At 61.7% G+C, this 23711-nt stretch carries 13 protein-coding genes and 3 pseudogenes; 11 read left to right on the top strand and 5 right to left on the bottom strand.

Annotated features, from left to right (window positions below):
- Window positions 1-11 precede the first annotated feature (11 nt).
- The 9 genes and pseudogenes from M3I56_RS37380 (at window position 12) to M3I56_RS37345 (ending at window position 17128) form a co-directional block, all read left to right on the top strand.
- Entirely contained in the window at window positions 12-4793 is a 4782-nt protein-coding gene (locus tag M3I56_RS37380) for an autotransporter-associated beta strand repeat-containing protein (RefSeq protein ID WP_254358243.1), read from the top strand.
- A gap of 537 nt (window positions 4794-5330) precedes the next feature.
- Window positions 5331-5507, top strand: a pseudogene (locus M3I56_RS37375) (DDE-type integrase/transposase/recombinase); the annotation flags it as partial.
- Window positions 5508-5576: 69 nt separating this feature from the next.
- Window positions 5577-5729 (top strand): annotated as a pseudogene (locus tag M3I56_RS37370) (IS30 family transposase); the annotation flags it as partial.
- Between the two features lie 35 nt (window positions 5730-5764).
- On the top strand, window positions 5765-6268 hold the full coding sequence (locus M3I56_RS41805) for a LuxR C-terminal-related transcriptional regulator (protein ID WP_375541866.1): 504 nt from the start codon (window positions 5765-5767) through the stop codon (window positions 6266-6268).
- 1119 nt (window positions 6269-7387) lie between these two features.
- On the top strand, window positions 7388-9781 hold the full coding sequence (locus tag M3I56_RS37365) for a phosphoketolase (protein WP_254358242.1): 2394 nt from the start codon (window positions 7388-7390) through the stop codon (window positions 9779-9781).
- 39 nt (window positions 9782-9820) lie between these two features.
- On the top strand, window positions 9821-12319 hold the full coding sequence (locus M3I56_RS37360) for a glycogen/starch/alpha-glucan phosphorylase (protein WP_254358241.1): 2499 nt from the start codon (window positions 9821-9823) through the stop codon (window positions 12317-12319).
- A complete protein-coding gene (glgX, locus tag M3I56_RS37355; RefSeq protein ID WP_375541867.1) occupies window positions 12303-14396 on the top strand; it encodes a glycogen debranching protein GlgX in 2094 nt (697 codons plus the stop codon). The genes M3I56_RS37360 and glgX overlap by 17 nt, the downstream gene beginning before the upstream one ends.
- Before the next feature lie 89 nt (window positions 14397-14485).
- Window positions 14486-16075 carry an aspartate:alanine exchanger family transporter gene (locus M3I56_RS37350; RefSeq protein ID WP_254358239.1) on the top strand — a complete coding sequence of 530 codons (1590 nt, stop codon included), beginning with the start codon at window positions 14486-14488 and terminating at the stop codon, window positions 16073-16075.
- A 57-nt stretch (window positions 16076-16132) separates the two neighbouring features.
- Window positions 16133-17128, top strand: coding sequence for a 2-hydroxyacid dehydrogenase (locus M3I56_RS37345; protein WP_133190435.1), 996 nt, complete (start codon window positions 16133-16135; stop codon window positions 17126-17128).
- A gap of 1152 nt (window positions 17129-18280) precedes the next feature.
- On the opposite strand, the gene M3I56_RS37340 is transcribed toward M3I56_RS37345, so the two are convergent.
- Window positions 18281-18682, bottom strand: a complete 402-nt coding sequence (locus tag M3I56_RS37340; protein ID WP_254358238.1) for a hypothetical protein — start codon at window positions 18680-18682, stop codon at window positions 18281-18283.
- A 267-nt stretch (window positions 18683-18949) separates the two neighbouring features.
- On the opposite strand from M3I56_RS37340, the gene M3I56_RS37335 reads away from it, so the two are divergent.
- On the top strand, window positions 18950-19261 hold the full coding sequence (locus tag M3I56_RS37335) for a DUF4148 domain-containing protein (RefSeq protein WP_133190431.1): 312 nt from the start codon (window positions 18950-18952) through the stop codon (window positions 19259-19261).
- A gap of 372 nt (window positions 19262-19633) precedes the next feature.
- Window positions 19634-19891 (top strand): annotated as a pseudogene (locus M3I56_RS37330) (hypothetical protein); the annotation flags it as partial.
- 177 nt (window positions 19892-20068) lie between these two features.
- Here the strand turns inward: M3I56_RS37330 and M3I56_RS37325 are convergent.
- The 4 genes from M3I56_RS37325 to M3I56_RS37315 all read right to left on the bottom strand — a co-directional run bounded on the left by M3I56_RS37325 (window position 20069) and on the right by M3I56_RS37315 (window position 23599).
- Entirely contained in the window at window positions 20069-20503 is a 435-nt protein-coding gene (locus M3I56_RS37325; protein WP_254358237.1) for an SET domain-containing protein, read from the bottom strand.
- 74 nt (window positions 20504-20577) lie between these two features.
- Complete coding sequence (locus tag M3I56_RS41800; RefSeq protein WP_375541865.1) at window positions 20578-21093, bottom strand: CFI-box-CTERM domain-containing protein; 516 nt, start codon at window positions 21091-21093, stop codon at window positions 20578-20580.
- 323 nt (window positions 21094-21416) lie between these two features.
- Complete coding sequence (locus tag M3I56_RS37320; protein WP_254358236.1) at window positions 21417-22028, bottom strand: PolC-type DNA polymerase III; 612 nt, start codon at window positions 22026-22028, stop codon at window positions 21417-21419.
- 953 nt (window positions 22029-22981) lie between these two features.
- Window positions 22982-23599 carry a hypothetical protein gene (locus M3I56_RS37315; protein ID WP_254358235.1) on the bottom strand — a complete coding sequence of 206 codons (618 nt, stop codon included), beginning with the start codon at window positions 23597-23599 and terminating at the stop codon, window positions 22982-22984.
- Window positions 23600-23711 lie beyond the last annotated feature (112 nt).

The raw sequence follows: 23711 nt of genomic DNA, 5'->3' as shown, positions 1-23711 counted from the left end.
GGTACGGCGTGGTGCTCAATGCGTCCGGCATCACTTACACCAACAGCGGAAGGATTGCCGGAGGGGCCGGTGGCAATGGCGGCAACTCTGCTTCGGTCGCCGGCGGGGGCGGTGACGGCGGATACGGCATCGACTCGACATCCGTCGGCAACACGATCATCAACACCAGCAACGGCAGCATCAGCGGTGGCTACGGCGGGAACAACGGCTTCGGCGGCGCCAACTGCTGCCAGTCGGATACGCCGACGGGCGGCGCTGGCATTGCTGGCAACGGGCTGACGATCATCAACAACGGGTCAACCACCGGCGGTAATGGCGGCACGAATGGCGGCAGTAGTAACGATGGCTTCGGGTCCGGCGGCGTTGGCATCACCGGCGCGAACCTCGCCATCACGAACAGCGGCTCCATCACGGGTGGTCTGGCAGGAAATGGCACAACCCAAGCCAGCGCCATCACTTTCACTGGCGGCACCAACTCGCTTGAGATCGATGCTGGTTCGATCATCACCGGCAACGTGGTGGCATTCTCGTCGGCCGATACCCTCATTCTGGGTGGCTCGATCAACGCAACCTTCAACATGGCGCTGATCGGTCCGCCTGCGCAGTATCAGGGCTTTGGCCTGTACCAGAAGACGGGCTCCAGCACCTGGACGCTGACCGGATCAACCTCGACAACGACACCCTGGACGATTTCGGCGGGCACGCTACAGCTGGGCGATGGCATTACCAATGGATCGATTACCGGCAACGTCAATGACAATGCTGCGCTGGCGTTCAATCCGGCGACAGGCTCGACGACGACCTACAGCGGAGTGATTTCCGGTAGTGGAACGGTTAGTCAGATCGGCCCCGGTACGACGATCCTCACCGGTACCAACACCTACACGGGCGGCACAACGATTTCGGCGGGCATGCTGCAGCTGGGCGACGGCACCACCAACGGCTCGATTACTGGCAACGTCAACGACAATGCCACGCTGGCATTCAACCCGGCGACAGGCACGACAACGACCTACGCCGGCGTTGCCTCCGGCACCGGATCCGTCAGCCAGATCGGTCCCGGCACCACAATTCTCACTGGCGCCAATACTTACACCGGCGGCACGACAATCTCGGCCGGCACGTTGCAGCTGGGCAGTCGTGGCACGAGCGGCAGCATTGTCGGTGGCGTCACCGACAACGGCACCCTGGCCTTCGACACCAGCGGCGCGCTGATCTTGTCCGGTGTGATCTCCGGAAGCGGCGGGGTCAGCCAGACCGGCAGTGGCACCACCGTTCTGACCGGCGCCAACACCTATACGGGTGGCACCACGATTTCCGCCGGCAGGCTCCAGCTCGGCAGTGGCGGAACCACGGGGAGCATCGTTGGAAACGTTACGGACAACAGGACCTTTGTGTTTGACCGCAGCGACACCATCAACTTTGGCGGGGTCATCAGTGGCAGCGGCGCGGTGCAGCAGTCAGGCACCGGTACCGCGATCCTGACGGGAGCCAATACCTACAGCGGCGGAACCGCTCTCAACACCGGCACGATCGTCGCCGGCAACAATTCGGCGCTGGGTACTGGCACGATGGCAATGGCTGCTGGCACCACCCTGTCATGGCTGGGCGGGAACAACTATACGGTTGGAAACAACATCACCCTGGCCGGTGATCCGAATTTCATGCCGCCGCAGGGAACCACCCAGACCCTGACCGGAGGCATCTCGGACGGTAGCGCTCCGGGCGTGCTCAATGCGCTGGGCTCTGGCACACTGGTTCTGACCGGCACCAACAGCTACACGGGCGGCACAACTGTCAATGGCGGGTCCCTGTACATCAACGGCGACCAGACGGCCGCCACGGGCGCCACCACGGTGGCGAGCGGCGCGACGCTGGGTGGCACCGGCATCATTGGCGGAAGCGTCAGCGTGAACGGCGGCACTCTGGCACCTGGCGCCGCCGCGGGGGGCATCGGGACCCTGACCATCAATGGCAACCTTGGTCTTACCAGCAGCTCGACCCTCGACTACAGCTTTGGCCAGTCCACTGTGCCGGGCGTCCCGCTCAATGACCTGACCGTGGTGAAGGGCAACCTCACGCTGGATGGCGCGCTCAACGTCGCCCAGTCACCGGGCACCACGTTCGGGCCGGGCGTCTACCAGGTTTTCACGTATGGCGGTGCGCTGACCAACAACGGTCTGACGCTGGGCACTCTGCCAGCGGGGACCACCGCGTTGGTGCAGCTCTCGGTTCCCGGCCAGGTGAACCTGGTCAACACGACCGGTGTGACCGTGACCTACTGGGACGGCACGGGAAACCGCAACAGCGGCACTATCGACGGTGGCAGCGGGACCTGGCAGGCCCCTGTCGGCAACGACAACTGGACCAACGCAGTCGGCACGCTCAACGCGCCGTGGACGAACGGGGCCTTTGCGATCTTCTACCCTGCGCCGGGCACGGTGACGGTGGACAACAGCGCGGGCCAGGTCACGGCCTCGGGCCTGCAGTTCGCGTCCAACGGCTATGTGATCAATGGCGGGCCGCTGAGACTGGTTGAAACCACGGCGGGATCGGGTGTCACGACCATCCGGGTCGGCGATGGCGCGTCCGACGGGGCGGCCTATACCGCGACCATTGACGCGATACTGCAGGGCAGCACGCAGCTGCAGAAGACCGATCTCGGCACGCTGGTGCTTACCGGCGCGAACACGTACACGGGCGGCACGGCAATCAACGGCGGCACGCTGCAGGTGTCCGCCGACAACAATCTCGGTGCGGCAGCGGGCAACCTGAGCTTCGATGGCGGCACGCTGGCAGTCACCGGTTCGGGCTTCACCTCGGCGCGCAGTACGACGCTCAACGCCGGTGGCGGCACGTTCGATATCGCGCCTGCCGGCACGTTCACCATGAGCGGCGTCATCAGCGGTGTGGGCGCGCTGACCAAGACCGATAGCGGCACGATGTTGCTGGCGAACGCCAACACGTACACCGGCGGCACGACGATCAGCGAGGGCACGCTGCAGCTGGGCAACGGCGGCACCAGCGGCAGCATCGTGGGCAACGTCGCCAACGACGGCACGCTCGCGTTCGACCGTAGCGACACGCTCACCTTCGGCGGCGTGGTCTCCGGAACCGGCGCCCTGGTGCAGATCGGCGCCGGCACGACCGTGCTGACCGCCAACAGCACCTACAGCGGCCCGACGACCGTGCAGGCCGGCACGCTGACCGTCAACGGCTCGATCAGTTCTCCCGTGACGGTCGCGTCAGCAGGAACCCTGGCTGGTTCCGGTACGGTGATCGGCAATGTGGTGAACCAGGGCGTGGTCTGGCCCGGCAACCCGCTCGCGGGAGATACCGGTTACGGGGCACTGACGATCCGCGGCAACTACAGCGACCCGCAGGGGCAGGTGGTTTTCAACACGTTCCTGGGCACGGATGGCTCGCCGTCGAGCCGGCTTGTACTCGACGGCGGGACCACGAGCGGGACGAGCGCAGTAGTTGTTCATCCCACCGGCACCAGCGGTGTGGAAACCCTGAACAACGGTATCCGCCTGGTTCAGGCCGTCAATGGCGGCACCACAGCGCCTGGCGCATTCGTGCTCAATCGGGAGTTGCGCGCCGGGAATCTCGACTACCGCCTGTTCAGGGGCAGTGTCGACAGCAGCGCTCCCCAGGACTGGTTCCTGCGCTCCGACTTCATCGTGCCGCCAACGACGGGGGCGCCACTCCCGTCTGAACCAGACGGAATCGCACCGGGCGGCTCACTGCCGGTCAATCCGCCTCCGAGCCAGCTGCCACCGGCGAAGTATCCGATTCTCGGTCCGGAGACCGCGACCTACTCGGTGGTGCAGCCCATCGCGCGGCAGCTGGGCCTCACCACACTCGGCACGCTGCATGAACGCATCGGCGACACGCTGACCGACGCGCAGGGTGGCGCCGGCAGCGCAGGCTGGACCCGTTCCGGCTGGGCGCGCCTGTTCGGCCAGCAGATCGACAACCGCTACCAGACCTTTACCAATGCGACCGCCAGCGGTCACCTGCTCGGCTTCCAGGCAGGCGTGGATGTCTGGCGCGGCAGCTTCCTGCCAGGCCATCATGACGCCACCGGCGTCTACTTCGCGTACGGCAACAGCGATGTGGACGTGAACGGTCTCGTCACCAATGCGGCCGCAACCGCATACGTGCCTTCCAGCACCGGCACGCTGAACCTCAATGCGTATTCCGGCGGCGCCTACTGGACGCACTACGGTCCCGGCGGCTGGTACGTCGATGCGGTGCTGCAGGGCACGTACTACGACGGCAATGCGACGACGCAGAACGCGCGGCTGCCGGTTTCGGGCTCCGGGATACTCACCTCGCTCGAAGCGGGTTACCCGTTCGCGCTGCCGTTCGGACCCGCATTCATGCTGGAGCCGCAGGCGCAGATCATCTGGCAGCATGTCGGGCTGAACGAGGCCAATGACGGGCTCGGCCCGGTCGATCCGGCTTCCACCTCAGGCGTGAGCGGGCGGCTGGGCGTGCGCGGGCAATGGACCATCGAGCGCGCGAATGGCCAGGTGTGGCAGCCGTATGTGCGCGCCAATCTCTGGCGAGACTGGGGCGCACAGGCCACGACCACGTATTCCGGGGGCGATCAGGTGCCGCTGTCGCAGCAGGCCACGCGCATGGACGTGGCCGCTGGCTTCACCGCGCAGCTTGATACACGCATGAGCCTGTACGGGCAGTTCGGCTACCAGTTCTCGGTCAACAGTGCGGAGACGGGAAGCCGCAAGGGAGTCTGGGGTGATGTTGGGATTCGATACGCCTGGTGATGTCGCGTCGGATCCCTGGGTATCTGGGTAGTGGTGGCACGAACGACTCCGATCCATGATCTCAGGCACAGTCGCTGACCCGGCGACGTGGGCAATCGAACTCGTCCCGGCAAGGGCCCGTGCAGGCTCGCACAGAGGCTGACTCCATGCGCCGTCTTCGCTTTGTTATCGTGTCGATCGCGGTCACGTGCACCACGATCCTGATACCGATCCTCACCAGCCTCTATGTCGCGCATGAGGAAGCAGGGCAAAGTGAGAGCTACACGGCCAGAACAGTCGAGGGTGGTATGGGGCGGTGGCGCTTCGGCGGCTTGTTACCAGTCGCAAGGGTCAATTCAGGTGGCGTTCTCCGCCGGAAAATCCGTACATCTTGCGCGATGAGACCCGCAGTACCATCGAGTCGCGCTATGCCGATGTCGCCTTTGCTATGAGCAACGCTTGAATGGAGAGCCGGATGCGCTGAGAGGTGCAAGTCCGGTTCGGGGAGGCGAGGCCGGGAAATAGCTCGACTACGCCCGGTTTCTTACTCCACTTCGCACGGCGCAAGGCTGGCTCTATCTGGCGGTCGTGCTGGACCTGTACTCGCGCAGGGTGGTCGGCTGGTCAATGGCACCAACCATGCCGGCTGGGCTGGTCATGTCGGCGTTGACCATGGCGCTGCAGCAACGTCGGCCAGCGCCGGGACTAATTCTGCATTCGGACAGGGGTAGCCAGGGCGGATTCAACCGGTCGTCGCAACACCTTTGATCGAGGAGGTGTTGCATGGGACGAAGTGCAAAGCAGGTGTATCGGTTGACAGGGCGAGGAGCGATGTACTCGCCGGGAGCGCCATCGCTTGGACATGAGGTCGAGCGTCGGTTTTGGCAACAGATCGCGACTGGCATTACAAGTGAGAAAGCAGCGGAGGCGGTAGGTGCATCTCAAGCGGTAGGCTCGCTCAGCCGCGAAGTGACACATTCACTTCCGGAACTGTGACAGTTTTATTTTGTTCTACGTCTCCGCCAGTCCCTGTGTCAGCCCGCGAACGGCAGCTCCCGGTTGTACAACCGCCGTCGTCACTATCGGGAGGGATTGGCAGGTCGGCGGCCAAACGAGCGGCTCGGGCCGAGCAATATCAGTTGTACCGCGCGCGGCTGGTTTCCGGGAGGATCACCCCACGCGAGCGCGAGGTCATGGCGCTGGTTGTGACCGGAATGGCAAACAAACGAACTGTGGACAAACTGGGAATATCCGAGAAATCTACCAGGATTCATCGTGTGCGCTTCATGGACAAGATGCAGATACGTTCGCTAGCGGAATTGGTGTGCCTTGGAACCCAGTTGGCGGCGAACCGGCTTGGCCACAAACCGGCGGTGGCTCACGGGAGAGGGGCCGAAGAAAAGGAAGGTCAACGTTCCAATTTCCCTTGGGAAGAATTGCAGTGGTGTGCTCCCACCGAAGCAGGATCGCGCCCCTGCACTCATACTTTGGGGTAGACCAAAGCAGGTCGTCTGACATGATGTGCGAAGACCGGTGTTTAGCAATTTTCCGCGCATACGTATGGATAATCGGCTAGGCGCTGACCGCGTGATAAATGCATGAGAGGAGCGATGTCGAGAGTCGCTGGCTAACGAAAGCGCTGGGATTCTTGGCACACCTTGGCCAGGAGTAAGGCGATGGAGAAAAAGCACCTGTACAAAGGGTATGAGATCACCGTGCAGCTTGAGTGCGTGCGGGCAGTGACGAGGGAGTTTACGTATGGGCCCGCCTCTGGATACGTCGCAGTAGTGAGTGTCTGCACGGTGGATCCGAGAAGACCAATTGGCATGCCCGTCCGGCTTGTTGCAGAAGGTAACCACGTCTTCGGCTCAGAGGATGACGCCTTGACGGCAGGCGTTCGCGCTGCACAGCATGCAATAGACACCAAGGCTGCCCCCTGATTCAGCGAAGAGGCTGCGAGCGGCGCAACTGGGCTGGACTGGTTGCTTCACCCTAACATACGAATGGAACCATCCAGAGGTGGGTCCAATCTTTTTATGGCTGTCGGGTGCGGCTCACGGGGCGTCCGCCCTGCGTTTTGCTGGCCTGTGTTTTCGCCCTCATGGCAGCCCTCCCTGCGTTGTCCTCCATTGCGGACGTTATCGTACCCGTCTGCCAGCGATTCTGGCCGGCGGATGGCAGGACGGTAGCTAGGGTAAAGCTTGAACGGAACGCCGACGAGGTCCGCTCCCGTATCCCAAACCACTCGATCAATCCAGTGACCTGTTTGCATTCAACCTGTAGCGCAGTCGCGGCGACGAGGGTGGTCTCAAGTGCTTTTTTCCCGGCCCACTGTTCTGGCGAGGGGATCGGACCAAGGTCCGATAGGCAAGTGCCCCAGCCGTGGCTAGGCTACAGAATTACACAGTCAAGGCGTGGCGTGGACCCGACGATCCCGTTCGCCAGCTTGCGGTGATGTCGTCGAACCGACGTCTCGGGCTTTCTTGCAAAATCGCATACAAAGAACTGCTTCACAAGGGCGATGCGACCCGGCAGTACCAGACAGAGCCGTCGCAGCGAGCCCGACGCTTCAGCGTCGAACCCGAGCCGAGGCTGCCTGGACAGGAGACGCCAGAATGAGCGCACATGCCGCTTCGGACGCTAACGTCGCTACGCTGTCTCGTGACGAACTTGAACGCATCGACGCCTGGTGGCGTGCGTGCAATTACCTCTCGGTCGGCATGATTTATCTCCGGGACAACCCGCTACTGCGCGAGCCCCTCAAGGTTGAGCATGTCAAACACCGTCTGCTCGGGCACTGGGGCGCGAGCCCGGCGCTGTCGTTTGTCTGGGCGCATCTGAACCGGGTGATCACGCGCGATGATGTAGACGTGATCTTCATGGCCGGCCCGGGACACGGCGCGCCAGGCGTACTCGGTCCCGCGTATCTGGAAGGCGCCTATTCTGAGGTGTACCCGGACAAGAGCGAAGACGCCGAGGGCATGCAGAAGTTCTTCAAGCAGTTCTCGTTTCCGGGTCACATCGGCTCACATGTGACGCCCGAGACGCCGGGTTCAATTCATGAAGGCGGCGAACTCGGTTACAGCCTGGCGCACGCCTATGGCGCCGCACTCGACAATCCCGATCTTATCGTGGCCTGCGTCGTCGGAGATGGCGAGGCCGAGACCGGTCCGCTCGCCACCGCCTGGCATTCGAACAAGTTCATTAATCCGGTGCGCGATGGGACCGTTCTACCGATCCTGAACCTGAACGGCTACAAGATCGCCAATCCGACAATCCTCGCGCGCATCAGTCACCGGGAACTGAAATCATTGTTCGAGGGCTACGGATATACGCCGTATTTCGTTGAGGGATCGGATCCATTGGAGATGCATCAAAAGATGGCCGGCACGCTCGATACAGTCGTCGCCGAGATTCGCACGATTCACGAAAGGGCGCGCGCAAGTGGTTTATCCGAGCGGCCCCTCTGGCCGATGATCGTCTTGCGCACCCCGAAGGGCTGGACCGGGCCGAAGGAGATCAACGGACACAAGGTCGAGGGCTCGTGGCGCTCGCATCAGGTGCCGTTCTCCGACGTGAGCGGCAACCCGGCGAACCTGGCATTGCTGGAAAGCTGGATGCGCAGCTACGAGCCCGACCAGCTGTTCGACGAAAGCGGCCGCCTGGTGCCCGAATTGCGTGCGCTGGCGCCCCAAGGACGCCGCCGCATGAGCGCGAATCCGCATGCGAACGGTGGCCTGTTACGCCGCGAATTGAAGCTGCCCGACTTCCGCAAGTATGCGGTCGAAGTCGCACGCGCCGGCGCAGTGTTGCGCGAGAATACCCAGCCGCTCGGCCAGTTCCTGCGCGACACGATGCGTTGCAACATGCGCACCTTCCGGGTATTCGGCCCGGACGAGACGGCGTCGAACCGTTTGCAGTCGATCTACGAGGTCAGCAAGAAGGTCTGGATGGCCGACATGCTGCCGGAGGACGAGGACGGCGGCGAGCTTGCGCGCGATGGTCGCGTGATGGAGATGCTCTCCGAGCACACGCTCATGGGCTGGCTCGAAGGCTATTTGCTGTCGGGGCGGCATGGCTTCTTTCACACCTACGAAGCGTTCGCGCACGTGGTGGACTCGATGTTCAACCAGCACGCGAAGTGGCTAGACGTGTGCAAGAACCATGTGCCCTGGCGCGCGTCGGTGGCCTCGCAGAACATCCTGCTTTCATCCACGGTATGGCGTCAGGACCATAACGGCTTTTCGCACCAGGACCCTGGTTTCATCGATCTCGTCACCAACAAGAGTCCCTCCGTCACGCGGGTCTATTTGCCGCCCGACGCCAATACGCTCCTCGTCGTCGCGAACGAGTGTTTGCGCTCGACCGACTGCATCAACGTGATCGTGGCGGACAAGCAAAAACACCTGCAGTTCACCACGATCGACGAAGCGGTCGTGCATTGTGCGAAGGGTATGGGTGTCTGGCGGCGCGCGAGCAACGATGAGGACATGGAACCGGACGCGGTGATGGCTTCGTGCGGTGACGTCGCCACCCAGGAGGCGCTCGCGGCCACCGCCATTCTGCGCGAAAGGCTACCTGAGCTGAAATTGCGCTTTGTGAACGTGGTGGATCTGTTCAGGATGCAGCCGGTGAGCGAGCACCCGCACGGCTCGACAGAGCGTGAGTTCGACAGCCTCTTTACTGTCAACAAGCCGGTGATCTTCAATTTTCACGGCTACCCGTGGCTGATTCACAAGCTCGCGTACCGCTTCCGCAATCACGAGAATCTGCACGTTCGCGGCTACACCGAGAAGGGAAACATCAACACGCCACTCGAACTCGCCATCCTCAACAAGGTGGACCGGTTCAACCTCGTGCTCGACGTGCTTGACCGGGTACCGCGCCTGCAGGGCAGGTCAGCGCACCTCAGGGAAGACATGCGGAATGCAATCATCCTGAACTTGAATTACGCGCACGAGCATGGCACGGATCGCACCGAAATATCCGAATGGATGTGGCCGGATTGAAGCGACAGGGCTATGCCAGCCCGTGACAGGAGGACAGGTATGAGCGACGTTCCTGCAACCGCTTCAGTCGCGAACCACAGAGCCGTCGTAAGCGACGCAACCGTTCCTGCGTTTCATCATGACGTGCTGAGAAATCTCATCTGCCGACAGGCTCGTTACCCTGACGTGGCAACGACGCAGGACTGGTACATGGCGCTTGCCTACAGCGTGCAAGGCCGCATGCTCGCTCGCTGGGCAGCTTCCATGAATATGTACGCGGCGAAAGACGTGAAGGTCGCGTGCTACCTGTCGGCCGAATTCCTCATCGGCCCACAACTGGGCAACAGCCTGCTCAACCTCGATATGGAGGCGGAAGCGCGCGAAGCGATGCGCGAGCTGGGTCAGCACCTCGACGTTCTGCTCGCGCTCGAAGAAGAGCCGGGGCTCGGCAACGGTGGTCTGGGACGCCTCGCCGCGTGCTACCTGGACTCCCTGGCGACACTTGAAATCCCCGCGATCGGTTACGGCATCCGCTATGAGTTCGGAATCTTTGATCAGGAGATTCGCGACGGCTGGCAAGTGGAATGCACGGACAAGTGGCTGCAGAAAGGCAACCCGTGGGAGATCGTGCGCCACGACGTCAACTATTACGTATCGTTCGGCGGACACACCGAGAGCGCAACGGACACCGAAGGTCGTTTGCGCGTGCGCTGGATTCCGGCACGCCAGGTGAAAGGCGTCGCGTGCGACATGCCGATGCAGGGCTATCGCGTCGACACCTGCAACATGCTGCGTCTGTGGAAGAGCGAAGCCGTCGAGTCATTCGACTTTCAGGACTTCAACGCGGGCGAGTACTACGATGCGGTCGCGGAAAAGATCGTATCCGAAACGCTTTCGAAAGTGCTGTATCCAAATGATGAACCCGAGGCCGGCAAGCGCCTGCGTCTCGCGCAACAGTATTTCTTTGTCTCCTGCTCGCTGCAGGATATGCTGCGCCTGCTGGATGTCAAGGGCACGTCGATCGATCACTTCGCGGATTTCTTTGCCGTGCAACTCAACGACACGCACCCATCGATCGCGGTCGCGGAGCTGATGCGCCTGCTCATCGACGAGCGCCTGCTTTCATGGGATGCGGCGTGGGACATCACCCGGCGCACACTGGCCTATACGAATCACACGCTGATGCCGGAGGCGCTGGAAACCTGGGGCTTGCCACTCTTCCAAAGCTTGTTGCCGCGACCGCTAGAGATCATCTACGAAATCAATCGCCGCTTTGTCGACGAGGTACGCCGTCGCTATCCTGGCGACGAAGCGCGAGTCGGACGCATGTCGCTGATCGACGAAACCGGCGACAGGAAAGTGCGCATGGCCCATCTCGCAACTATCGGCAGTCATTCGGTCAACGGCGTGGCTGCGCTGCATTCGGACCTGCTCAAGCGGACCGTGCTGCACGACTTCGCCGAAATGTTTCCCGAGCGTTTCCTTAATGTGACCAATGGTGTCACGCCGCGCCGCTTTCTGATGCTGAGCAATCCCGGGCTCGCACGTCTTCTCAAGCAAACGATCGGTGACGGCTGGACGCAAGACCTTGCCGGGCTCGCGGCGCTCGCTGCGCATGCCGATGACCCGGCTTTCCACGACGCGTGGCGCGCAATCCGTCGCGAGAACAAGATCGCGCTAGCCTTACGCATCAGGAACACGACAGGCACAGAGGTCGATCCGGACGCGCTGTTCGACATTCAGGTGAAACGCATCCACGAATACAAGCGTCAGCATCTGAATGCGCTTTATATCATCAGTCTTTATAGCCGGCTGTGCCGGAACCCGAATCTTGATACCGTGCCGCGCTGCTTCATCTTCGGTGGAAAGGCCGCGCCGGGTTACGCGATGGCGAAGCTGATCATCCGTCTGATCAACGGCATCGCGGAGGTCGTGAACAACGATGCGGCGCTCAAAGACCGGATCAAGGTCGTGTTCTATCCGGACTTCAACGTGAAGAACGGGCACTGGATTTATCCGGCCGCGGATCTCTCCGAGCAGATCTCGACGGCAGGCAAGGAAGCATCGGGCACCGGCAACATGAAGTTTATGATCAATGGTGCGCTGACGATTGGCACGCTGGACGGCGCGAACGTCGAGATTCGCGAGGAAGTGGGGGTGGAAAACTTTTTTTTGTTCGGCCTCACCGCGCAGCAGGTGGAAGAGATCAAACGGAGAGAATATCGTCCTTCGGAGTATGCGCAAGGCAACGACGACCTGTGCGATGCGCTCGATCAGATCGCGCAAGGGCGTTTTTCGCGTGGCGACAAGGCGATGTTCCGGCCTCTTCTCGATAACCTGATCCACCACGACCCGTTTCTCGTACTCGCCGATTTCGCGGCTTATGTCGCATGCCAGGAGCGCGTAAGCGACGCCTGGCGAGATACGTCGCAATGGACGCGGATGTCGATCATGAACACCGCGCACTCGGGCAAGTTCTCGTCGGACCGCGCAATCAGAGAGTATTGCGAGCACGTCTGGAATACGCGTCCCGTGAGGATCGATCTTGATCAGCGCTGAAGCGCCTCTTCCGAACGGCTATCGGACCCAGCCCGGATCGCGCTTTCCCGCCGGTGCGACGGTCGTGCCGGGCGGCGTCAACTTCTGCGTGTTCTGCCGGCGGGCGACGCGCATCGAACTGCTGCTCTACGTGCCGGAGGAAAGCGTCGAGCCGTTTCAGGTCATCGCGCTCACGGGCGCGAACCACACGTATTTCTACTGGCATGTGTTGGTCGAAGATCTGCCGCTGCGCTGCTGCTACACGTGGCGTGCGTATGGTCCGCTCGGCGTGCCACAGATGAGCGACGAAGCCGCGAGTCGTAAAGAACTGCTCGACCCGCAGGCGCGCGCCGTGAGCGACCGATTTTATTCCCGTTCGAACGCGGGGCAGGAACAGGCTGTGGAGTCTTCGTCGCTCAGAGGCATCGTCACGGAGCCGCTGCAACGTCGCGCAGACGACCTCGCAATCCACGCGCTCGACGATGCCGTCATCTACGAGTTGCACGTTGGCGGTTTCACCAGGCATCCGTCGAGCGGTGTGAGCCATCCCGGCACGTTCGCGGGTCTGGTCGAGAAAATCCCTTATCTGAAGTCGCTCGGCGTCACGCATGTCGAACTCCTGCCGGTGATGGCTTTCGACGAACAGGACCTGCCCGGCTACGCCGCCGCGCGCGGCCTGCGCAACTACTGGGGCTACAGCACGTATGGCTTCTATAGCGCGCACCCGCGCTATTGCGTCGAGCCGGCGCGTGCGCCGCAAGAATTTCGCGAGTGCGTCGATGCACTGCACGCGGCCGGCATTCGCGTGCTGCTCGACGTCGTGTTCAATCACACCTCCGAAGCGGGCAAGAACGGGCCGGTGATCCACTTCAAGGTGTTCGGCAACGACGCCTTCTATCAGGTCGATCGGAATCACCCACAGCATTACCTCGACTTCACGGGCTGCGGCAACACGGTCAACTGCAACCACCCGCTCGTGACCGCGTTCATCGTGCGTTGCCTCGAATACTGGGTGCGCGAGCTTGGCGTCGACGGCTTTCGCTTTGACCTCGCGAGCGTATTCGCACGCGGCGAGGGTGGCCAGTTGCTGCCCACGCCGCCGTTGCCGTGGGCCATGGAGGCTTCGTCGGTGCTGGCTCGCGTGCCGTTGATCGCCGAAGCGTGGGACGCCGGCGGCCTCTATCAGGTCGGCGCTTTTCCGGGCATGGCATGGGCGGAATGGAACGGGCGCTATCGCGATGTGGTCCGCCGCTACGTGCGAGGCGATCCGGGCGTCATCGGCGAGGTGTGCACCTGCGTGGCGGGCAGCGCGGATCTCTACCAGGCCGGTGGCCGGCTGCCCGCGAACAGCATCAACTTCGTCACCTGCCATGATGGCTTTACGTTGAGCGATCTCGTCAGCTATAACGCAAAGCATAACGAAGCGAACGGCGAGGACAACCGCGACGGCAGCAACGACAATCTGTCATGGAATTGCGGCATCGAAGGCCAGACCGACAATCAAGCAATCACCCGCCTGCGCCTGCGCCAGACGCGCAACTTCATCGCGATCCTCTTCCTGAGCCGAGGCGTACCGATGCTGCTCGCAGGCGACGAAGTCCTGCGCACCCAGCTCGGCAACAACAACGCGTACTGCCAGGACAACGCGATTTCATGGCTGGACTGGAATTTTACCGCCGATGCGCGCGAGATGCTGCGTTTCGTGCGCGAGCTGATCGCGCTGCGCAAGCGTCACCCGAGCCTGCGTGGCCGCCGCTTTCTCACGGGCCTGGCCGCCCCCGGGCAGACGCACGCCGACGTGGCGTGGCACGGTGAACAGCTCGACGCGCCCGCATGGTGCGACCCGGATGCGCGCCTTGTCGCGTTTACGCTCGCGCGGCTCGCGCCCGGCGAGCCGATGTTGCACGTGATCTTCAACATGTACGCGGAGGCGCGTGACGCAGCGATCCCCGCGCTCGACGAGGGGCACTGGCGGCGTGTCGTCGATACGGCCGCGGCGCCACCGGCAGACATCGTTCCTGAGATTGAGCTTGCGCGCGTTGAACGCAACGCCTGCCGCGTGGAAGCGCGCAGTGTCGTCGTGCTCGAATCGGGGTGAATGTACATCGTCGCGACGGGATGTGGGCGCGAGCGCGCCTTCAACATCCACGTATTGTCGCGTTGCCTTATCTATCTGGAGGGAGCGGCATGAATGCAGTCAGAACGTTCCTCGACAGTCAGCCGCTGTTCGCGCTTTTTCTGACCATTGCGGTCGGTTACCTGGTCGGTGAAATCAACATCAAGCGCGTCGCTCTGGGCTCTGGGGCCGTATTGTTCGTCGGACTGGCGATCGGCGCGCTCGCGCCGAAATCCGCTCCGCCGGCATTGCTGGGCACGCTTGGCCTGCTGCTGTTTCTGTATGGCATCGGCATTCAGTACGGCGCGCAGTTCTTCCGCGGGCTGACCAGCCGGGAGGGCATGAAAGCCAATGCGGCCGCGTGTCTCGGTGTGATCGCCTCGGGTCTCGTGGCGTGCGCGTTCATTCGGTTCGGCATCACGCTCGCCGATTCGCTCGGGATGTTCGCGGGCAGCGGGACCAGCACGGCGAGCCTGCAGGTTGCAATCGCCTCGATGAAGAGCAATGACGCCGCCGTGGCCTACAGCGTCGCCTATCCGTTTGGCGTAGCCGGGCCGATTCTTTTTATCTACGCCTTAAACGTTGCGCTGAAAGTCAAGATAAACAAGCCTCCAGCGAGGCTGCTGGAGACTGCGGAAATCGCGCTGCGCAATTCGAGTCTGTTCGGTCTGAGACTAGCTGATCTCTCCACTCGCCTGCCTGCGGGCGTGGCGATCGCTGCCGTACGGCGCGCGCATCACAATCAGCTACCTACTGAAGACTTCACACTACGCGCAGACGACGTCCTGCTCGCAACCGCCACCGACCGCATCCTGCTCGACGAGGCCACGGCGCTGTGCGGCGAGCTGCAACCCGGGCGCATCGCGAGTCATCGGGAAGACCTCGACTATATGCGCGTGTTCGCTTCGAACCCGTCGGTCGTCGGTATGGCGCTCGGCAATCTGCGCTTTCCCGATGGTGTGAACTGCTCGATCGCGCACGTGCGGCGCGGCGACGCCGACCTGCTGTCGACGCCGGACCTGATTCTCGAGGCGGGTGACCGCGTGGGCCTGCTGGTCAATCGCGCCCATCAGGCGAGCGTCCGCGCATTCTTTGGCGATTCGATCAAGACGACTGCCGATCTCAGTTTCATCTGCCTCGGCATTGGCGCGGCGGCGGGGTTGCTGGTCGGTGCGATTCCGCTGCGCGTGCCCGGACTCGGCGCCTTCAGCCTGGGGCTCGCGGCGTTGCTGCTGGTGGCGCTGTGTCTCGGCAAGGCACGCCGCAGCGGGCCGTTCGTCTGGGTGATGCCGCTTTCCGCGAATCTCGTGCTGCGCAATCTCGGGCTGACGATTTTCCTGGCCCAAGTCGGCATTTCATGCGGACCGAAGTTTATCGCGACAGTTGGCACCGCCGGTCCCCTGCTGCTGCTCTATGGCGCGGTCACGCTGCTCGTGCTGGTCGGTACCACGGCTGTGTGCTGCCTGTGGGTTTTCAGGCTGCCTTTCGATACGTCAGTCGGCGTGATCTGCGGAGCAACCGGCAACCCGGCGATTCTCGCCTTCGCGAACCGCATTGCGCCGACGGATCAGCCCGACATCATGTACGCGATGATCTTTCCGTCGATGACTATCGTAAAGGTACTGTTCGTGCAGATAGCCATAGCGATCGCCGCCAGCTAGGCCTGCCGGCGTCCAGCGCGAACCGATTCCGGATTGCAGATTCAGGAGGAGTACATCATGAAAGTGGCGGTCTTCAGCTCCACACGTTATGAGCGCCAGTATCTCGACAAGGCCAACAAGGCCGCGGGACATGAGCTGCATTACTACGACGTCTCCCTCGATTTGGACAGTGTCGGTCTTGCCGCCGGCTACGGCGCCGTGTGCATCTTCGTCAACGACAGGGCCAACGCGCAAGTGCTGGAGGCGCTGCACAAGGGCGGCACACGCCTGCTCGCGTTGCGCTGCACAGGCTTCAACAACGTCGACCTGGAAGCTGCAGCGAGGCTCGGCATGAAGGCGGTGCGCGTCGTCAACTACTCGCCGAACTCAGTGGCGGAACACGCGGTTGCGTTATTGCTCGCAATCAACCGCAAGGTTCACCGCGCATATAACCGCACGCGCGACTCGAATTTCTCGCTCGATGGTTTGACCGGCTTCGACCTTTGCGGCAAGACAGTTGCCGTGGTCGGAACGGGCAAGATCGGCTGCGTGTTCGCGCAGATCATGCTCGGCTTCGGCTGCAAGGTAATTGGGTTCGATCCGTCGCCCTCTGCGCAATTCGAGGCGCTTGGCCTCGCCTATGCGAAGACGGGCGAGATCGGCGAAAGAGCCGACGTCATTTCGCTACATTGCCCACTCACGCCGGCGACCCATCACATCATCAATTCGGAAGCGCTCAAGCGGGCAAAGCGGGGAGCGATACTAATCAATACGAGCCGGGGCGGCCTGATCGATACGGAAGCCGCCATAGAAGCCCTGAAGACAGGCCAGCTCGGTGGCCTTGGGATCGACGTCTACGAACAGGAGGCGGATCTGTTTTTCCGCGATCTTTCCAGCGAAATCATCACCGACGACGTGTTTCAGCGCCTCGTGTCGTTTCCCAATGTGATCGTCACCGGGCACCAGGCATATCTCACGCGTGAGGCATTAACGACCATCTGCGAGACCACGGTCGAAAGCATCGCGGCTTTCGAGAAAAATCGGGTGTTGGAGAATGAAGTAAAGGTCGGATAGAAGCTGCTGCGTCTTTCTATCCGGTATGGGCGCCGGACGCGTCTGGCACATGCCTGAGTGCGTCGTTGATCGCTGCAATCTCCACAGTCAGGCCGGTTTTGTGGACTAACAGAACGACACTGGACGTGCCCACTTACCCGGACGTCAAACTAGCGAAAGCATGAATCATTTCACGTACGTGGAATCGCCCACACTATCAAAGATCGGTGTTGCAAAGACGGGGAAGGGGCGCCATAGTTTCTCACCCCGATTGAAACTGCTGGCAGTGGCGGTTTCCCGGGATGTTTTCCATAGCACATCTCCACGCGTCTGATTGGCGCAACGCAAGCGGTGCGATGCACAACGGTCGCGCGTGACTTGCACGTTTATTTTGCCTTAAGTCAGTCACCGGATGAGACACACTGTAGGTATTAGAAAGTCTCTGGTCGACCCCGAGCTGCTGGTCGTGCAGTCGGTGTTGCGAGGGCGGGTATTTGAGTGGAACGGTCATTCCATACAGTCACTCGATGGCCCTACCCAATAGTGATCGTCCGATTGACTGGCAAGCCATCGAATCCGTATGTGCGGCTTCGCACACTACGCTCACCCGGTTGGAGCCGTGACCTATCTGGTTTACCTATTCTCGATGGTATCTCGTGGCTTCGCCCGACGGCATGGACGATGCGGAGAATCCAGGCCGGCAAGTGGGCGACGAACCGTCGCGATGTCGAGGCGTCCACCACGAAGAGCGGGCGTGCCACGAGTCGGCATCGCCATCGACTTGAATGACAGTTCCGCCCCGTGAACATGGCCCGCACCCTTGAGCACGCGAGCACGCCGCGATTCACTGCTGCCGTCGTGCCACGCGTTGTTGCTTTAGCTCTACCATCCGCTTCCGTATCCCGTCGTGGGGCGGTAGGCTGTTGAGGTAGATGTATTCGGTGTCGACCCAGAACCAGGCGATTGCGTCCGCGAACTGGTCCAGCCATCTTCGTGGCACGACGATGCTGTCGAACGAAGGCGGAACAAGCGGTGCCACCGGCTCGACGTCGGTTGGAAAAGGTATGGGCACCGCGGCCCAGGCAGGCCACAGGTCCGGGTGTCGTTTGAACAGTCGGTCAGCGGAGTCCCCGTCGCCGTGCCGGCAGGCGTTCGCCAGCAGTTCCAGCCGTCTCAGGTGAAGCTGTAGAAGGCGCTCAGCGGGACGCCGCGCACCTCGTGCAGCAGCCTGTCGAGCCGCCCGAGGTTGCCCTTGCGGGCCGTGTTCAATCGCTCCTGCGTCAAACCGAGCGAACCGACACAGCCGCTCAACCATCGGCGAAGCTGGCGTTCGAAGAGGGAATGCATCGAAAGGCAAAATGCTTCCGTGGTCGCCCGAACGAGGTCTTGCGAATCGGCGTGAGCGAACTCGGCACCGCCGTCGTCCGCATTCGCCCATTTCTCCACGTCAGCATCCAATGATCTGAATGCTGGTCCCACCACGTCACGCAAGAAGGCACGCACGCGCAACCCGTTGCCGGAGCTGTGGACGTCGGAGAGACAGTTGATCCAGCGGTGATCGTCAATTGAGAGCATGTTCGGAGTATTTCCTCGCATTGCTCGCCAATAAAGCACAACAAAGCCGCGGCGGGGCCGTTCCTCGTACAATCGGTGCACACAGATCTGGAAGCGCCCGACTATGGCAACCCTCTCGTCGGTGCGCTCGGAGAAGTTGGAAGTCGAGGGCGTACACGCGGCCCAAATGTGATGCCGACGGCCGGGAGAAAATGAATACCTGGAGTTAGGCTCGAGAGGTGGCACCGGACCGCTTGCGTTGCGACGTTAGATGCGTGGAGATGCACGATGGAAAACCTTCTGAGAAACTGCTCGACGCTTACTGCGTTGGCACTCCTGCTGACCGGATGTGCCGCTGGCGGCGTGCAGCAAAGTGGACCACATCTAAGCCCAACAGAGTGCCGCGACCTTGCCGCGCTAAAGAGCGACCCACCCGGGACGAAGGCGCAACGTCAAAGCGAGATTGCCGCCTTGAGGAAAGCGGGCTACGACCCGTCTCCCTGGAATGACGACCCGAACTACCCGGACGATCTCCACGCGGCGCAGCGCCTCGTCGCCCATTGGTTCGAAACGGATTGCCAGCAGCTTCCCCCCGGATGAGAATCCCCTGAGCTACTACGGCCCCAGGCTTCTCTCACGGAGAGGAGTTCACCGTCCGGTTGGCCGGAAACGTGACGAAGAGATCGGCGGCAACCGACCCCGCCGGATCGGAAAGCTGTCTCTCGTCCAGGGCAGTCAGAACGTAGCATGCCTGGTATCACGCCCCGAAGTCGTGACGGGGGAGGGCTGCGCTGCGTGACAGTCACACGGCCACGCTGTTGCCCAACGGGATGGTGCTCGTCAGGGGGGCGAAGTCAAGGCCGGCGCACTGGCTTCGGCGGAGCTGTATTCCCGGCGACGGGCACTCCTGGCGTCGGCCGACCTGTTTCAATAGTATGCAAACGTCCCACTGTAAGCCTGAGTGGAGGCTATATGAGCACGACCACGCCGGCCAGACCCGCCGAACACCAACGGCGAGAGCCGATTCTCAATACCGTTGACCGCGTTTGCGAATTGTGTTTTGGCCTGTTCATGGCCCTGACGTTTGTCGGCGCCGTCAAGGCAGTCAACCCGGGCGTAGACGCGGGGTACAAGATGTTCCTAGCCGCGCTCGGGTGCAATCTCGCCTGGGGTCTGGCCGACGCGGTCATGTATCTCGTACGCACGCTCGCTGATCGGGGACAGCGTCTTATTAAATGTCCAGGCGCTGGCGTGCCTGAGAGGCGCTTATTGGTCACCGGCAGTTCAGCGGCACGTTGGACGGGATTCGTAGTGCCTGATGTGCCGAGGCTTGCGCGCCGTGATGCACTGGCTCCCCCAGTCGCCACGTGCTCCGGTGATGGGGAAGCTTCAGCGGAGCCTACCTACCTAGATCGGTGCAAGCATGGTCCCGCGGCAACGTCTGGCGCCGCAGCGACAGGTGTAGTCGCTGGCTGATTCGCGTGCTTTCGCAGGGATCTCAAGCGCGTAGCCGACGAACAGTTCCTCGCCGGGCCGGATGTCCTTGAGCGCGTTGATGTAGACGCGGCCTGATTGCTCGATTGCCTCGCAGTTCGCCTTGCAAGCATGGTTGAGCCACCTTGCGCCGTTTCCGCCGCGGCCGCCATCTATGACGCGCCCGTCCGACAACCCGAAGAGGAAAGTATGCCCGGCGTCGGCGCGGCGCGCATAGGTGCGGGTCGCTTCCCGCCAGGTGGTGACGAGCCCCTTGTATTCAAAGATGCGCTCGCCGGCGCAAAGTGCCCGCAGGGCAAAGACGCCCTTTCCGTGGATGGGAGACTGCCGAACGGAGACGCGCTTCATGCCGTGAAAGTGTGAGGAAGGGAGGTCCGAAGTATAGCCGCAGAAACAGCCCCCAACATGTGGCAGCGGATCGTCTAAAGTCGGCGGGCGATATGAACGATTGCAGACACTACTATATGGAATATGTAACGGAGCGCCGTCGATCTGCGAATCGCAAGCACGATGCTCGGTGACGTTCGGTAGTACGCGGCGACAAACAATCTTCCGATTGGCCGAGGTATGAGGAAGCGGTCTCGAAACTGTCGTAACGTGCGTACCTCGCTTGATTCACGTCCGTACAACTCGGTCGCGATAAAGCAGTTGCTGCCGCCGCTCGATTTGATGGGGCCGCCTTGGTAAGCGGTTATGCCTTCCAGGATCCCGCGCGCCGTTTCACGGCCAGCGTTCGTAAAGCTGGAAGCCGGGATCAGCCTGTCGCAACTAATGCAGTTGTAGTGGCTGTGGCCCAGGTTGCATTGAACACAAATCCATCCCTCGGCCCCGTTTGCCAACGGGCCGAAGCGGAACGCCGTGCCGCCGCAATTGTTGCAGGCGGGAAGCGGATTAATGGTTTGGCAGTTCGGACATATGGCGGTCAGTGGGGCAACCATGACGACCTCATCACATCGTCGGCACTGGTAACAAGTGTAGTCAACGAGAGGAGTCGGAGCGAGTCAAACTGGTTGCCGCTGGTGGTACCTGATCCTGTTCCACGAGTCTTTCCACGGGACCACGGTCCAGGACTTGGCACAAGTCACCAGGAGGGGGGACGTAGCGCGTCGCACCGCTTCTGGGTCTGTTCGGCGGACGCGCAGCCCGTTCTGGAAAGCAAGCGCTGGCGTATGACCGCGCTACGCACGAGCAGGCATTCAAGTGACGAATGTCCGCCCCCCACGGATAGAGGGGGCCGTCCAGATTGTCCGGCGCTGTGGGCTCAGTCGTTAGACTGCGAACCCAGAAATGTCGCAACCTTCGCCTTGCTGGTCTTCTGCAATCGAGCCATGAGGGCGTGATCGATTCGCTTGAGCCCGTAAGTTTGAGCGATGTCGTGCTGCAACCGGCACCACAGATGGCTGGCGACCTCAGCGTCAACCATCGCCCGGTGAGCACGACCCGATTTCGGTAGCCGAAGCATCTCCGCCAAACTAGACAGGCGGTGACTCTGGGCGCCTGGGTAGATCCGCCTGGCGACGAGCATCGTGCAGGCAAATGAATGCTCCGCTGGCACGCCAAGAAGCCCCAGTTCTGCCTGCCAAAACCGCTTGTCGAAACCGGCGTTGTGGGCAACGACGGGATGGTTTCCCACAAACGCTGCAGATTCCCTCATGACTTTCGATACAGGAGGCGCCGATGCGATCATGTCGTTCGTGATGCCGGTGAGCGCAACGACATCGGACGGGATGCGCCGTCCTGCGTTCATCAAGCTCTGGTAACGATCAACAATCTGGCCGTCACGCAGGAGGATGACGGCAATCTCGGTAGCGCGGTCGCCCAGATTCGGCGAATGCCCGGTTGTTTCGAAGTCGAGTACCGCAACGGTCTGCATGTTTCTTTCGTTCACTAATCAGTTGATGCAGCACTACGCACGCTTCCCAAGCCTGACGAGCCGCCCAGGCAGGACGCCCATATCCCGATGCCTGGCTGCATGGAGAACACCCTTGTACGAAGCCGATGGAGCGCTTCGTTCTTTCTTGCCGTCAGGCTGATAACGCCTTTGTTTGTTCGCCCGGCTGCCGCTTGGGCCAGTTCGCCAACCAACGACGCACCCAGAGCCTGGATTTTCAGGGTATTCGTGGCGACGCGCCCGGATCCGGATGCGTTGAATGATTGGCGTATTCTACGCCCTCGTGAACCGCCATTCCTTATATCGGCGCTAACGCCGTCGCAAGTGACTGGGGCGAACGTGGAGAATTGACAGATGCAAACGCCTGGACTGACGCGAAGCGCAGGCGCTGCGCTTGAATCTCGCTGGCGTTGAGGATTGCGGGTTCACCGGCATCGGGCGAGCCGGCGGGATCAGCGGAGGGCGGACCGCGGGACCGCCTCCGGCGATTTTTGAATTCGCATAGTTTGATAGGTAAACAGACGCCTTGTGATAAGAATACTTATCTAAAGACATCTGTTACAAACCGACTTCCTGAAAAAAGTTCAAAGGGAAGGCGGTGTTGGAGAGAGGCGTGTCTGGAACACGGCGTTTGGACAGCAAGCGCGGCGGAGGCCGAACAGGCCATTGCTGAAACGGTGAAGTACGCGGACTCCGCATTGCGATCGCTGAGCCGCTAGCCTGCCAACCTCACCGAGGTCAGCCTCGACAAAGGGTATTTTCAGGGACACCAACCGTGCATGGGAGGTTCTCTGGCGGTTCTGGCGGCTGGTGTCGTCGTGTCCCCTAGTTTCGTATCAGTAGTCGTCTACAAAATAAAGATCTGAGGCGCGGGGCCGGAGGACGAACCGGCTATTTTCGGCATTTTTTCTCCGGATCGCCCTTGATCGCTTGAGTCAGGCGCTTCTGGCAGACGGATCGGCGGCCAACGCGTGCCTGGCAGTCGAGCGAGGCACGCGGGCGATCACGCAGATTGCCGCCAGCACGATGAGACCCGAGATGATGCAAAGCCCGAGCGAAAGACTGCCGGTCGCGGAGCGGATCGCACCGAACATATAGGGAGCCGTCATCCCCGACAGATTCGAGAGGCTCGAGATGACGGCAATGCCGGCAACGCTCGAACGTTCTGAGAGTAGCGCGGTCGACATTGCCCAGAACACGGGCAAGGAGGAAACGATTGCGGCACGGGCAATAGCGAACATCGTAAGCGTGCCGGCAACGCTCGTCGAGAACAGTGACGCTGCGCTCAGGGCCGTAGCGGCAACCAGCGCGGCCATCACGAAGTGCCATCGGCGCTCGAGATAGCGGTCCGAGTGGCGGCTATAAAGCACGGTCGAGATACAGGCGAGAGCTTCGGGAAGCATGGCGTACAGGCCGATGTCATCTTCCGCCATATAGGAGCCATCGAGCTTCCGGCATAAAGGAACCGGGGCGTTTTCGGCATAAAGGAGCCACTTCGTTTCCGGCATATAGGAGCCAGGGAAGGAACCGAGCATCTCGATCGTGATGCTCATTGCAGGCTTAACTTGTGGGGCGTGATCCCCCAAGGGAGGCTGCGATGGGCCGACGGAGAATCGAGATGCATCAATATCGGCAGGTTCTCGTGCGCATGCGCCACGGGGATTC

This window comes from Paraburkholderia sp. CNPSo 3281 (assembly GCF_024206515.1).
GTDB lineage: Bacteria > Pseudomonadota > Gammaproteobacteria > Burkholderiales > Burkholderiaceae > Paraburkholderia > Paraburkholderia nodosa.
Note: the sequence above shows the minus strand (reverse complement) of the source record. Positions and strands in the feature narration are given on the sequence as shown.

Bases quoted from the DNA above. Each gene is read 5' to 3' on its own strand.
- M3I56_RS37365 (WP_254358242.1), top strand. From the start codon at position 7,388: ATGAGCGCACATGCCGCTTCGGACGCTAACGTCGCTACGCTGTCTCGT.
- M3I56_RS37360 (WP_254358241.1), top strand. From the start codon at position 9,821: ATGAGCGACGTTCCTGCAACCGCTTCAGTCGCGAACCACAGAGCCGTC.
- M3I56_RS37350 (WP_254358239.1), top strand. From the start codon at position 14,486: ATGAATGCAGTCAGAACGTTCCTCGACAGTCAGCCGCTGTTCGCGCTT.
- M3I56_RS37345 (WP_133190435.1), top strand. From the start codon at position 16,133: ATGAAAGTGGCGGTCTTCAGCTCCACACGTTATGAGCGCCAGTATCTC.
- M3I56_RS37340 (WP_254358238.1), bottom strand. From the start codon at position 18,682: ATGCTCTCAATTGACGATCACCGCTGGATCAACTGTCTCTCCGACGTC.
- M3I56_RS37335 (WP_133190431.1), top strand. From the start codon at position 18,950: ATGGAAAACCTTCTGAGAAACTGCTCGACGCTTACTGCGTTGGCACTC.
- M3I56_RS37325 (WP_254358237.1), bottom strand. From the start codon at position 20,503: ATGAAGCGCGTCTCCGTTCGGCAGTCTCCCATCCACGGAAAGGGCGTC.
- M3I56_RS41800 (WP_375541865.1), bottom strand. From the start codon at position 21,093: ATGGTTGCCCCACTGACCGCCATATGTCCGAACTGCCAAACCATTAAT.
- M3I56_RS37320 (WP_254358236.1), bottom strand. From the start codon at position 22,028: ATGCAGACCGTTGCGGTACTCGACTTCGAAACAACCGGGCATTCGCCG.
- M3I56_RS37315 (WP_254358235.1), bottom strand. From the start codon at position 23,599: ATGAGCATCACGATCGAGATGCTCGGTTCCTTCCCTGGCTCCTATATG.